The organism is Streptomyces panacea (genome assembly GCF_040560175.1).
In the GTDB taxonomy this organism is placed as follows: Bacteria; Actinomycetota; Actinomycetes; order Streptomycetales; family Streptomycetaceae; genus Streptomyces; species Streptomyces panacea.
The window spans coordinates 1-12,227 of record NZ_JARJHW010000211.1; the positions used below are offsets into that span (position 1 = coordinate 1).

At 71.3% G+C, this 12,227-nt stretch carries 12 protein-coding genes and 1 tRNA gene; 5 read left to right on the forward strand and 8 right to left on the reverse strand.

The window, feature by feature from the left end; genetic code table 11:
• The coding region (locus P3L51_RS31485) for a GNAT family N-acetyltransferase (protein ID WP_354608741.1) at positions 1-464 on the reverse strand (464 nt) is incomplete at its 3' end.
• 24 nt (positions 465-488) lie between these two features.
• Positions 489-1,367 carry an aminoglycoside phosphotransferase family protein gene (locus P3L51_RS31490; RefSeq protein WP_354608742.1) on the reverse strand — a complete coding sequence of 293 codons (879 nt, stop codon included), beginning with the start codon at positions 1,365-1,367 and terminating at the stop codon, positions 489-491.
• A gap of 93 nt (positions 1,368-1,460) precedes the next feature.
• On the opposite strand from P3L51_RS31490, the gene P3L51_RS31495 reads away from it, so the two are divergent.
• The gene (locus tag P3L51_RS31495) at positions 1,461-2,129 is read left to right on the forward strand and encodes a rhomboid-like protein (RefSeq protein ID WP_354608743.1); all 669 of its coding nucleotides are present in this window, start codon (positions 1,461-1,463) and stop codon (positions 2,127-2,129) included.
• Positions 2,126-3,523 carry an NAD(P)/FAD-dependent oxidoreductase gene (locus tag P3L51_RS31500; protein WP_354608744.1) on the forward strand — a complete coding sequence of 466 codons (1,398 nt, stop codon included), beginning with the start codon at positions 2,126-2,128 and terminating at the stop codon, positions 3,521-3,523. Before P3L51_RS31495 ends, P3L51_RS31500 begins: the two co-directional genes overlap by 4 nt.
• An 87-nt stretch (positions 3,524-3,610) precedes the next feature.
• Here P3L51_RS31500 and P3L51_RS31505 read toward each other — a convergent pair.
• Positions 3,611-3,684: transfer RNA gene (locus tag P3L51_RS31505), tRNA-Thr, on the reverse strand.
• 205 nt (positions 3,685-3,889) lie between these two features.
• Between P3L51_RS31505 and P3L51_RS31510 the strand changes: the two genes are divergently transcribed.
• The 3 genes from P3L51_RS31510 to P3L51_RS31520 all read left to right on the forward strand — a co-directional run bounded on the left by P3L51_RS31510 (position 3,890) and on the right by P3L51_RS31520 (position 6,401).
• Complete coding sequence (locus P3L51_RS31510; protein WP_354608745.1) at positions 3,890-5,026, forward strand: ABC transporter ATP-binding protein; 1,137 nt, start codon at positions 3,890-3,892, stop codon at positions 5,024-5,026.
• Positions 5,027-5,223: 197 nt separating this feature from the next.
• A complete protein-coding gene (locus tag P3L51_RS31515) occupies positions 5,224-5,646 on the forward strand; it encodes a hypothetical protein (RefSeq protein ID WP_354608746.1) in 423 nt (140 codons plus the stop codon).
• A gap of 38 nt (positions 5,647-5,684) precedes the next feature.
• Positions 5,685-6,401, forward strand: coding sequence for a nucleotidyltransferase family protein (locus tag P3L51_RS31520; protein WP_354608747.1), 717 nt, complete (start codon positions 5,685-5,687; stop codon positions 6,399-6,401).
• A 187-nt stretch (positions 6,402-6,588) separates the two neighbouring features.
• Here the strand turns inward: P3L51_RS31520 and P3L51_RS31525 are convergent, their stop codons facing one another.
• The 5 genes from P3L51_RS31525 to ispF form a co-directional block, all read right to left on the reverse strand.
• Positions 6,589-8,325 carry a DoxX family membrane protein gene (locus P3L51_RS31525; protein WP_354608748.1) on the reverse strand — a complete coding sequence of 579 codons (1,737 nt, stop codon included), beginning with the start codon at positions 8,323-8,325 and terminating at the stop codon, positions 6,589-6,591.
• Between the two features lie 182 nt (positions 8,326-8,507).
• Positions 8,508-9,458, reverse strand: coding sequence for a 23S rRNA (guanosine(2251)-2'-O)-methyltransferase RlmB (gene rlmB, locus P3L51_RS31530; RefSeq protein WP_354608749.1), 951 nt, complete (start codon positions 9,456-9,458; stop codon positions 8,508-8,510).
• A 158-nt stretch (positions 9,459-9,616) separates the two neighbouring features.
• Complete coding sequence (cysS, locus tag P3L51_RS31535; protein ID WP_354608750.1) at positions 9,617-11,038, reverse strand: cysteine--tRNA ligase; 1,422 nt, start codon at positions 11,036-11,038, stop codon at positions 9,617-9,619.
• A 199-nt stretch (positions 11,039-11,237) separates the two neighbouring features.
• The gene (locus P3L51_RS31540; protein ID WP_354608751.1) at positions 11,238-11,645 is read right to left on the reverse strand and encodes a PPOX class F420-dependent oxidoreductase; all 408 of its coding nucleotides are present in this window, start codon (positions 11,643-11,645) and stop codon (positions 11,238-11,240) included.
• Between the two features lie 113 nt (positions 11,646-11,758).
• Positions 11,759-12,226, reverse strand: a complete 468-nt coding sequence (ispF, locus tag P3L51_RS31545) for a 2-C-methyl-D-erythritol 2,4-cyclodiphosphate synthase (RefSeq protein WP_354608752.1) — start codon at positions 12,224-12,226, stop codon at positions 11,759-11,761.
• Position 12,227 lies beyond the last annotated feature (1 nt).

The following is a 12,227-nucleotide window of genomic DNA, read 5'->3' on the forward strand; positions in this document are numbered from 1 at the left end:
CCCAGCCCCGCCAACTCCCCGTCCGTCAGCCGGAACACCGTCCACCCGTCCTGCGGCCGTGCCCCGAGCGCCCGGTAGAACGCGATCGACGGCTCGTTCCAGTCCAGCACCGACCACTCCAGCCGCTCGTACCCGCGCTCCACGCAGATCCGCGCCAGCTCTGTCAGCAGCGCCTTCCCGTGCCCGCCGCCGCGCAGCTCCGGACGGACGTACAGGTCCTCCAGGTAGATGCCGTGCACCCCGCGCCACGTCGAGAAGTTCAGGAACCAGAGCGCGAACCCCGCCACCTCGCCCTCGTCCGTCTCCGCGATGTGCGCGTACGCGGCGGGCCGCTCCCCGAACAGCGCCTCACGCAACTGCTCCTCGGTCGCCCGCGCCTCGTCCGGGGCCCTCTCGTATGCCGCCAGTTCACGGACCATCGCGTGGATCACCGGAACGTCAGCAGCCGTCGCCGTACGAATCATGACCGCAGCCTGCCCTTTCGGCGGCTACCGCGCCAACAGCGCCCGGCCCACGGCGGCCGATGTCGGCGCCGGCGCCCGCTCCCCGCCGTGGATGTCCCAGAGGCAGTTCTGAAGCACCCGCCCCAGCGTCCACGCCCGCGCGCGCCCCCGGTCCAGCCCCATGACCTCCGTCATCAGGTCGAACCTCCACAGGATGTCGCCCTCGTCGAACCGGTTGACGAGGGCGGGCAGCAGCTCGAACCCCGGATCCCCCGCCAGCGGCTTCGGGTCGATCGCCAGCCACGGCTCACGGACCTCGCCCCCGGGGCCGGGCACGGGTGCCAGCACGTTCTCGTAGTGCAGATCCCAGTGCAGCAGCCGGTCACCCGGCTCGCCCACCACCTCACGTACGGCGGCCGCGCAGTCCAGGAGCAGCCGCCGCTCCCCGCCGTCGGCGAGCGACCGCACCGACACCGGCGTCTCGTCGAGCATCGCCCCCGCGATCTCCCCCAGCCCGCGCAGACCCGCCGGCGCGGGCAGCGCCGTCAACCGGGCCAGTAGCCCGGCGATGACCGCCACCCCGTCCCGTACGGTGACGCCGCCCAGGTCCCGCGCCGCGTCCAGCCGCTCCAGCAGCAGCGTGCCCGACTCCTCGTCGTACTCCAGCAGCCGCACCGCGCCGTCGCCGTCCCACAGCCGCAGCGCCACCGGCTCACCGGCCGTCTCCGTGTCGAGATCCTGGAGCTTCAGCACCGCCGGCGTACCGTCCGCCCGCTCCACCGGCAGGACCAGCGCGCACCTGCCGTGCATCGCCGGGCCCGTACGCCGCAGCCCCCACCTCTTGAGGAAGTCGGCCGCGCGCGCCGGGAGCGCGGCGATGAACGCGCGCCCCTGTGTCCTCGCCAACTCCGCCGGGATCTCCACGCCGCCAACCCTACGAGCGCGCCCCGGCCCCTCCCCGTACCGCCGGGAATGTCGATCCCGCCGAACAACCCGCCCCCGTGGGTGAATCACCCCATGCGCCGCCATCTCAGAAAGGCCGCCCACACCACGTGGGTCTGGATCAGGACCGCCCCCGGCACCTACCTCTGGCTCGCGGCCCTCTTCGTCACCACCGTCGCCCTGCACCACATGTCCCCGCATTTCCAGGAGGAGTTCCTGCGCCGGCGCTCCACCAACCTCCACCAGCTCTCCCACAACCCCGTCCGCGTACTGATCACCAGCGCCTTCTGGATCGACGGCGGCGGATGGCTCCCGTACGCCGCCCTCTACACCGTCTTCCACGCCCCCGCCGAACACTGGCTGGGCACCCGGCGCTGGCTCGCCACCGCGGTCGCCGCACATGTCGGCGCCACGCTCATCAGCGAAGGCGTCCTCAGCTGGGCCATCCACCAGGGCCGCGCGCACGAAGCCGCGAGCGACACCCTCGACGTCGGCGTCAGCTACGCGCTCGCGGGCGTCGTCGCCGTCCTCACCTACCGGATCGCCCCGCCCTGGCGCTATCCGTACGTAGGAGCCGTCGTCATCTTCTACGGCGTCCCGCTCATCGCCGGCCCCGACTTCACCGACATCGGCCACTTCACCGCCGTCCTCATCGGCCTCGCCTGCTACCCCCTCACCCGGGGCCGCCCTCGCACACCGGACCTGGACACGGGTGCGGAGCGAGGTGTACGAACACCTTCATGAGCAGCAGCACCGTCAACGGCGGCATCTCGTTCTGGTACGCCCGGGACGGCATACCGGCGCCCCGCGAACCGCTCCCCGGCGACGCAGCGGCCGACGTCTGCATCGTCGGCGGCGGCTTCACCGGCCTGTGGACGGCCTACTACCTGAAGAAGGCCGTGCCCTTCCTCAACATCACCGTCCTGGAAGGCAAGTTCTGCGGGTACGGCGCCTCCGGGCGCAACGGCGGCTGGCTCTACAACGGCATCGCCGGCCGCGACACGTACGCCCTCAAGCACGGCCACGACGCCGCCGTCCGCCTCCAGAAGGCCATGAACGACACCGTGGCCGAAGTCGTCCGCGTCGCCGCCGACGAGGCGATCGACGCCGACATCCATCGGGGCGGCGTCCTCGAAGTCGCGTACACACCCGCGCAGCTCGCCCGGCTCAAGGACTTCCACACCACCGAGATCGCCTTCGGCGAGAGCGACCGCGTCCTGCGCGGCGCACGCGAGACCGCGGAGCGCGTACGGGTCACGGGAGCCGTCGGCTCCACCTGGACCCCGCACGGCGCCCGGCTGCACCCCGTCAAACTCCTGGGGGGCCTCGCCGCGGCCGTCGAGGCACTCGGCGTCACCATCCACGAATCGACGCCCGTCACCGAGATCAAGCCCAAACACGCGATCACCCCGTACGGCACGGTCCGCGCGCCCTACGTCCTGCGCTGCACGGAGGGCTTCACCGCCGCCCTCAAGGGCCAGCGCCGCACCTGGCTCCCGATGAACTCCTCCATGATCGCCACCGAACCGCTGCCCGCCAGGATCTGGGACACCATCGGCTGGGAAGGCCGCGAAACCCTCGGCGACATGGCGCACGCCTACATGTACGCCCAGCGCACCGCCGACGACCGCATCGCCATCGGCGGCCGGGGCGTCCCGTACCGCTACGGCTCCCGCACCGACAACGACGGCCGCACCCAGCCCGCCACCATCGCCGCCCTGCGCGACATCCTGGTCCGCTTCTTCCCGACCACGGCGGGCGTCCGCATCGACCACGCCTGGTCGGGCGTCCTCGGCGTCCCCCGCGACTGGTGCGCCACGGTCACCCTCGACCGCGCCACCGGCCTCGGCTGGGCGGGCGGCTACGTCGGCTCGGGCGTCGCCACGACAAACCTCGCGGCACGCACCCTGCGCGACCTGATCCAACAGGACTCCGGCCAGGCCGGCGCCACGGACCTCACCACGCTGCCCTGGGTCAACCACAAGGTCCGCAAATGGGAACCGGAACCGCTGCGCTGGCTGGGGGTCCACAGCCTCTACGCGGCCTACCGCACGGCGGACCGCCAGGAGGCCAGCTCCCCCACCCTCACCACCCCCCGCCTGGCCCGCACGGCCAACCGCATCTCGGGCCGCCACTGACCCCGCCCGCCGGCCACCGCCTGCCCGTTCCCGCTCCCCACTCAGACCAAAAGGCCAGGCCGACACCGCCGGCCTGGCCTTCTTCGGAGCCCCCTGTCGGATTCGAACCGACGACCTACGCATTACAAGTGCGTTGCTCTGGCCAACTGAGCTAAGGAGGCGTGCGGGAAAACTATAACCGGCACGGATCACCGGTCGGCCGGGAATTTCGTCGTGGTTCACCTACTGACAGATCTTGAAACGCGGGGTAGCGTCACCTCAAGTTCATCCAGGTGGACTAGACCCATCCTCCGCCCTCCGGTGGAGGAGCCAATCCTTTACTCGGATCGTCCGGCACGTTCCTGCCGGTGAAGGGATCACATCACCATGGCCACTGTCTCGTTCGACAAGGCGACCCGTGTGTACCCGGGTTCCACCAAGCCCGCCGTCGACCAGCTTGAGCTCGACGTCGCGGACGGCGAGTTCCTCGTACTGGTCGGGCCTTCCGGCTGCGGCAAGTCGACCTCCCTGCGCATGCTCGCGGGTCTTGAGGACGTCAACGGCGGAGCCATCCGCATCGGTGACCGCGACGTCACGCACCTGCCGCCCAAGGACCGGGACATCGCGATGGTGTTCCAGAACTACGCGCTCTACCCGCACATGTCGGTCGCCGACAACATGGGCTTCGCGCTGAAGATCGCGGGCATCAACAAGGCCGAGATCCGTAAGAAGGTCGAAGAGGCCGCGAAGATCCTCGACCTCAGCGAGTACCTGGACCGCAAGCCGAAGGCGCTCTCCGGTGGTCAGCGCCAGCGTGTGGCCATGGGTCGCGCGATCGTGCGTGAGCCGCAGGTGTTCCTCATGGACGAGCCGCTGTCGAACCTCGACGCCAAGCTCCGTGTGTCGACCCGTACGCAGATCGCCTCGCTCCAGCGCCGTCTGGGCATCACGACCGTGTACGTCACGCACGACCAGGTCGAGGCCATGACCATGGGCGACCGGGTCGCCGTCCTCAAGGACGGTCTGCTCCAGCAGGTGGACTCGCCGCGCAACATGTACGACCGGCCCGCCAACCTCTTCGTCGCCGGCTTCATCGGCTCCCCGGCCATGAACCTGGTCGAGGTCCCGATCACCGACGGTGGCGTGAAGTTCGGCAACAGCGTCGTCCCGATCTCCCGCGAGGCGCTCTCCGCCGCGGCCGACCGCGGTGACAGCACCGTCGTCGTCGGCGTCCGCCCGGAGCACTTCGACATCGTCGAGCAGGGCGGCGAGGCCGGGAAGTCGCTGTCGAAGGACAGCGCCGACGCGCCGGCCGGTCTGGCCGTCACCGTCAACGTCGTCGAGGAGCTGGGCGCCGACGGTTACGTCTACGGCGACGCGCAGGTCGGCGGCGAGCACAAGGACCTGGTGGTCCGCGTCAACGGCCGTGCCGTTCCCGACAAGGGCGCCAAGCTGCACGTCGTGCCGCGTGCCGGCGAGACGCACGTCTTCGCCTCCTCGACGGGTGAGCGTCTCAGCGACTGACCTGAAGAACGTACTAACGGCCCCGCACTTCGGTGCGGGGCCGTTTGCTTTGCATCGCCCAACCGGCCAAATACCCCGGCATACCGGCCATTTCGAATCGTGTACGTCAACACCCGATTCGAAAAGACCTGTCGAACCACCCCTCGGCCGAGTGACTAAATGTCGCCAAATCATCACTGACCGCTACGCTCGCCTGCGTGACCCACTCAGCCCGCCGAATCGGCCGAAGTCTCGCCCTCGTCCTGCCCGTCGTCCTCGTACTCTCCGGAACCCTGGCGGTCGCGACCGTCCCGTGGGCGGCGAAGAGCTCCGACGCGCAGATCCTCACCGCCTCCTCGGACAAGGCGTCCGTACGCGCCAAGTCCCGTGCCCCGCAGGACGTTCTCCGCGACAAGCTGCTCGTGGAACTCCAGGAGAAGGACCCGGGGATCGCCCTGACCCACCTCCAGCGCCAGATCGAGGAACGCCCCTCGCTCGCCAAGCACTGCATGTCCATGGCCCGCGCGCTCGGCCGCGCCGCTGTCGCGCACTACGGACCCACCCGCGCGCAGTCGTTCTCCCGCCCCGTCTGCGACACCTCGTTCGCCTACGGGGTCTCCCAGCAGACCGCGGGGCACTGACCACCGGCTCCCCGACCGACCCGCCTATCGTTCACGGCATGATGACGTTTCCGACGCAGGCCGTGGTCCTCGCGGGCGGCCAGGGGTCGCGGCTGCGCCCGTACACCGACGACCGTCCCAAGCCGATGGTCGAGATCCCCGGCACGGGGACCCCGATCATCGGCCATCAACTCGCCTGGCTGGCCGCCGAGGGCGTCACGGACGCCGTGGTCTCGTGCGGCCATCTCGCCGAGGTGCTCCAGGAGTGGCTGGACGCGTCACAACTCCCGCTGCGTGTCACGACCGTGGTGGAGAAGGAACCGCTGGGGCGCGGCGGTGGTCTCAAGTACGCCGCCGCCCGGCTGCCCGAGCCCGAGCAGCCCTGGTACGCCACCAACGGTGACATCTGGACCCGTTTCTCGCTGCGCGAGATGGCCGCGTTCCACGCCGAGCGCGATGCCACCGCGACGCTCGCCCTCGCCCGGCCGCGGATTCCCTGGGGGGCCGTGGAGACCGACGAGTTCGGCCATGTGCTGGATTTCATCGAGTCGCCGCCGTCGCCGTATCTGATCAACGCCGGTGTGTACGTGTTCTCCTCGGCGTTCGCGAGTCTGCTGCCCGATCGCGGCGACCACGAGCGGACGACCTTCCCCCGGCTGGCGCGCGAGCGCAGGCTGGCGGGCTTCCCGCTGCCGCAGGGCGCGTACTGGCGGGCCATCGACACCGCGAAGGACCTCACGGAGGCGGCCAAGGAGCTGGCCGCCGCCGCGCGTTGACGTTCCTGTCGACGCGGACCGGCCCTGACGGGGTCTGACGGGCCCGCTCGACCCCCCGAGCCGTACCGGAACGTCCCAGGCCCGCAGACGGGCGCACAGCACGCATGAAGGCGGCCACCCGGTGATGTGGGGTGGCCGCCTTCATGCGTGCTGTGCTTGCTGTAGTGCTGTACGTGCTGTGCGTGCCTCAGCCGAGCAGGCCGCCGATCGGGTTCTTGGCGCCCCCGCCACCGCCGCCGGTGGACGAGCCGCCTCCGCCGCCCGTGGTGCCGCCGCCGTCGCCTCCGCCGGTCGTGCCGCCACCCTGGCCGCCGCCGCCCGGCGAACCACCGCTCGTGGCGGGGCCCTGGCTGCTCGACGGCGGTGGTGCCTGCTCCGCCATCCGCGGGGGCGCCTGGCCGGTGCCCTGGGACTGGCTGGGCTGCCCGCCCACGGTGGCCCCGCCGGACTTGCGGGCAGGGGTCTCGCCCGGCTTCGACCGCTCGGCCGCCGGGCCGCTGGTCTGGCCGGCCGTCGGCTCGGCGGTGCCGCCGCTCTGCCGGGCCTCGCCGGTGGGCGTGCCGGACGCGCTGCTCTTGCCGGACTTCTGCGGGAGCGGCGATCCGGGCAGCTGGTTGACCGGGTTGTTCGGTCCGGGCACGGTCACCATCTCCGTGGACCGTACGGCTCCGCCGAGCATGGAGCCGATGAGCAGCGTCAGGCCGATGACGACGGTCGCGACGACCGCCCCGCGGCGCAGAACACGCCGCCGCAGCTCCCTGAGGGGGGAGCGCGGGCCGAGCTTGCGCCACGCCTCGCCCGCGAGGCGTCCGTCCACCGAGTAGACGGGCGCGCCCGCGATGATCAGCGGGGACCAGGCGGCCAGATAGATGATGTCGGGCGCGTCGTAGGCGGGCACGGTGCGCCAGCTGACGGTGAGGATCAGCGCGGCCGAGAGCAGCGCCCCGAAGCAGGCGGCGAGCCGCTGCCAGAGGCCGAGGACGGTGAGCACACCGGCGACGACCTGGAGGAACGCGACGCTGAGTCCGGCGCCGACGGGGTGCGAGAGGGCGAAGTCGCGCAGGGGTTCGGCGAGGGCCCACGGCTGGAGCGAGGTGAGCCAGGTGACCATGGAGCCGCGCTTGCCGCCGTCGAAGTAGACGGGGTCGCAGAGCTTGCCCATGCCCGCGTAGATGGAGATGAGACCGAGGAAGACGCGGAGCGGCAGGAGCACCACGCCGAGGTTCATCCGGCGGCCGGGGTAGTAGGCGTGCCGTACGGCGGCCTCGGAGGCACCGATGTCGTGCCGCGCTCCGCGCGGGTCGCCGTCGTAGCCGTCTCTGCCGAAGTCGCGCTCGAAGTCGCGCTCGTACTCACGGTCGTCGCGGTCGTCGTGGCCGCCGCGGTGGCGTGCGCCGCCCCCGCCGTACGTGTCGTACTCCGGCGCGTCGTACGCGCCCACGGCCTGCCGCATGGGGGGCAGCAGCGGGGTATCGGAGCCCGCGCCGCCGCCGCGGGGCGGTACGCGGGGGGTCGGCATGGTGTCGTCGCCCAGGTCGATCCGCGGGATGACCTGGGTGGAGCCGCCGGCCGCTCTGTCGTACGGGCCGCCCGGCGCTTGGGCGAGAGCCGCGCCCGCCGCTGTCGCGGAGGAGTTCCGTACGGCCTGGAGGAGCCCGGTGGCTCCGAGGTCGCCCGGTTCCGACCTGCCGCTCCAGACGACGGGGGCCCGGCGGCGTGCCGCACCTCCGGCGCCGCTCATCGCGGGAATCCGCGCGGTGTCCGCCGTGGCGCGTGCGGGGCTGGGGCGCTGGCTCGATGCGAGCTTCACCCGAAAGCTGGCGTGGTTCACGATGACCTGCGCGGGATCGCAGTCCACCTTGACCATGCTCAGCGGGGGCTGTTCTTCGAACCCGGGCCGGGGCGTTCTGGTGTCCACACTCATCTAACCGAGTGACTTGTGTTTAGGACACTGCCTTGACGGCCGGTAAATGTCCGAGACCCGTCAAGAGTGGCGGGATGGGCACATCTGTACGGAGATCACGCCATCCGGCCCACTGCCGCGCCCGCCTCCCGACCGCCGCCGACCGGGCCGACCGGAGCCGGGCATGCGCCCGGCCCGGCCGCTCAGGCGCGCCGGCGGGCCGCCTCGTACAGCACCACTCCTGCGGCGACACCCGCGTTCAGCGATTCGGCGCCGCCCGGCATCGGGATCCGCACCCGGTAGTCGCACGTCTCGCCGACCAGCCGGGACAGGCCCTTGCCCTCGCTGCCGACCACGATCACGACCGGGCCGCCGAGCGCCGGGAGGTCGCCGACCTCGGTTTCGCCGTCGGCGGCGAGACCGACGACGGTCAGGCCCGCCTTCTGGTAGCTCTCCAGCGCGCGCGTCAGGTTGGTGGCGCGGGCGACCGGCGTACGGGCGGCGGTGCCGGCCGAGGACTTCCACGCGCCGGCGGTCATCCCCGCGGCACGCCGCTCGGGCACGACGACGCCGTGACCGCCGAAGGCGGTGACGGAGCGGACGACCGCGCCGAGGTTGCGCGGGTCGGTGATGCCGTCGAGCGCGACGATCAGCGGGTCCTCGCCCTCGTCGAAGGCGGCGGCTGCCAGGTCCTCGGGGTGCGCGTACTCGTACGGCGGGACCTGGAGCACCAAGCCCTGGTGGTTGAGGCCGTTCGTCATGCGGTCGAGCTCGGGCCTGGGGGCTTCCATCAGATGGATGCCACCGCGGTCGGCGGCGAGCTGAAGGGCCTCGCGCACGCGCTCGTCGTTCTCGATGTACTGCTGTACGTAGAGCATCGTGGCCGGTACGCCGTCGCGCAGCGCCTCGAAGACCGGGTTGCGGCCGACGACCATCTCGCTGGTGCCCTTGCCGCCGCGGCGGGCGACCTGGCGGCGGGCGGTCAGCTTGGCCTTGGCGTTGGAGACGCGGTTCTGCACATGACCCTTGCGGGCGGACGCGGGCGGCGTCGGGCCCTTGCCCTCCAGGCCGCGGCGTCGCTTGCCACCGCTGCCGACCTGCGCGCCCTTCTTGTTGGACGTGCGGCGGTTCCTGCGTTGGCTGTTCCCGGCCATGACCTACCTGTTTCGTTGCTTTCGTCGGTTCGTGAGAACTTCACTTCGTTCACGCGAGTGTGCCGCCCGGTGGCCGGACAGCACAATCGGGGCCCCGGTCGGGGCCCCATGGCACTCCGCGACCCCGCATCCTCAGGAGGCCGCGGTGGTCGTCCCGCTCAGCGCGGGCCCAGCGTCCACCGCGGGCCCGCCGGGCCGTCCTCGATGACGAGTCCGGACTGCTGGAGCTGGTCGCGGATGGCGTCCGCCGTGGCCCAGTCCTTGCGGCCACGCGCCGCCTCGCGCTGGTCGAGCACCAGCCGTACGAGGGTGTCGACCACCCCATTCAGGCTGTTGCCCCCGCCCTCGGGGCCGCCCTCGCCCGCACCCGCTCCCGTCCAGTGTGCGTCCAGCGGGTCCAGACCGAGAACACCGAGCATCGCGCGGACCTCGGCGAGACGGGCGACCGCCGCTTCCTTGTCGTCGGCGGCGAGCGCCGAGTTCCCCTGCCGGACCGTGGTGTGGATGATCGCGAGGGCCCCCGGGACACCGAGGTCGTCGTCCATCGCCTCGGCGAAGGCGGGCGGCACCTCGCCGGCCGGCTCGACGACGTGGCCGGCCAGCTCGATGACGCGCTGGACGAAGCCCTCGATCCGCCCGAAGGCGGACTCGGCCTCGTGCAGGGCCTCCTCGCTGTACTCGATCATCGAGCGGTAGTGCGGCGTGCCGAGGTAGTAGCGCAGGACGATGGGCCGCCACTTCTTGACCATCTCGCTCACCAGGACCGAGTTGCCGAGCGACTTGGACATCTTCTCGCCGCTCATGGTGACCCAGGCGTTGTGCACCCAGTACTCGGCGAACTCGTCGCCGTACGCCTTGGCCTGCGCGATCTCGTTCTCGTGGTGCGGGAAGACCAGGTCGAGGCCGCCGCCGTGGATGTCGAAGACGCTGCCGAGGTACTTGTGCGCCATCGCGGAGCACTCCAGGTGCCAGCCGGGCCGGCCGGGGCCCCACGGGGTGTCCCAGTACGGCTCGCCGGGCTTGGCGGCCTTCCACATGGCGAAGTCCCGCTGGTCGCGCTTGCCGGTCTCGCCCTCGCCGGAGGGCTGGCGCAGGTCGTCGATGTCCTGGTTGGAGAGCTGGAGGTACTCGGGGAAGGACCGCACGTCGAAGTAGACGTTGCCCTCGCTCGCGTAGGCGTGGCCGCGCTCGATGAGGCCGCGCATCATCTCGATCATCTCGGGGATGTGCCCGGTGGCGCGCGGCTCGTAGGTGGGCGGCAGGCAGCCCAGGATGTCGTAGCCGTCGTTGAAGGCGCGCTCGTTCTCGTACCCGATCGCCCACCAGGGGCGGTTCTGGGCGGCCGACTTCGCGATGATCTTGTCGTCGATGTCGGTGACGTTCCGTACGAAGGTCACGTCGTAGCCGCGGTAGGCGAACCAGCGCCGCAGGATGTCGAAGTTGAGCCCCGACCTGATGTGCCCGATGTGCGGTGCGGCCTGCACGGTGGCGCCGCAAAGGTAGATCGAGACACAGCCCGCGACGAGCGGGGTGAAGTCACGGATCTGCCGGGCGCCGGTGTCGTACAGCCGAATGGTCACGCGACAAGGGTAGTGCTACGGAGGCAGTGCCCCGGGCCCCTTGGGGCCACGGGACACCGAAGCGTGACGTTGCGCGCGCCGGACGGCCCTCGTCAGAGGCTTTCGGAGGGCCGCCGGAGAAGCGTCGGGGCGCTGTCCGGCATCGGACAGCGGCGGACACGGTGTGCGCCGCGCGGGCGCCGCGCGGCGCCCGACCGCGTCAGATGCGGCCGACGACCTTGCGCGGCGTGACCCGGATGATGACGCGCTCGCCCTCCTGCGCGCCCTTCGGGTTGAAGTCGGCGTACAGCTTGCCCGTGTACTTGATGGACAGTTCGTCGATGAGTTCCTGTCCGCCCTCCGTACTGAGGGTGGCCGAGCCGCGGATCTCGGCGTACCGGTACGGGTCGTCGAAGGGCTGGAACATGACCGTCACCCTCGGGTCCCGGCGCAGGTTGACCTCCTTACGGCGGCCGACGGCCGTCGAGATGAGGATGTCGTCGCCGTCGCGCTTCACCCATACCGGTGAGACCTGGGGGCTGCCGTCGGGCTGGATGGTGGCGATGGCGACGAAGACGGTGCCGTCGAGGAGCTGCTTGAGCTCGTCGGAGAGAACAGCGACTGCCATGGATGGTGCCTTCCTGAGGAGGGGGTTCACCGCGGTCCGCGTACCCGGCGATGCTTCCTCAACCGGCGTCGGCCCGGCGGTATTTCGGCCACACCGCTCGCGGGGGAAGTACGTCAGTACTCGCGAACGAGCAGCGCCGTGGCGATCGCCGCCAAGCCCTCGCCTCGTCCGGTCAGCCCCAGCCCGTCGGTGGTCGTGCCGGACACGGAGACGGGCGCGCCGACGGCTTCCGACAGCGCCTTCGTGGCTTCGGCGCGCCGCTTGCCGATCTTCGGCCGTACGCCGATGACCTGGACGGCGACGTTGCCGATGGCGAAGCCCTCGGAGCGGACGATCCTGGCCGCCTCCTTGAGGAGGGTGACGCCCGAGGCGCCGGACCACTCGGGCCGCGAGGTCCCGAAGTGCGCGCCGAGGTCGCCGACACCGGCCGCGGAGAACAGCGCGTCACAGGCGGCGTGGGCGGCGACGTCGCCGTCGGAGTGCCCGGCGAGGCCGTAGCCGCCGTTCTCGGGGCCGTCCCACAGCAGGCCGGCGCACCAGAGCTCACGCCCGGCCTCGAAGGCGTGCACGTCCGTACCGATG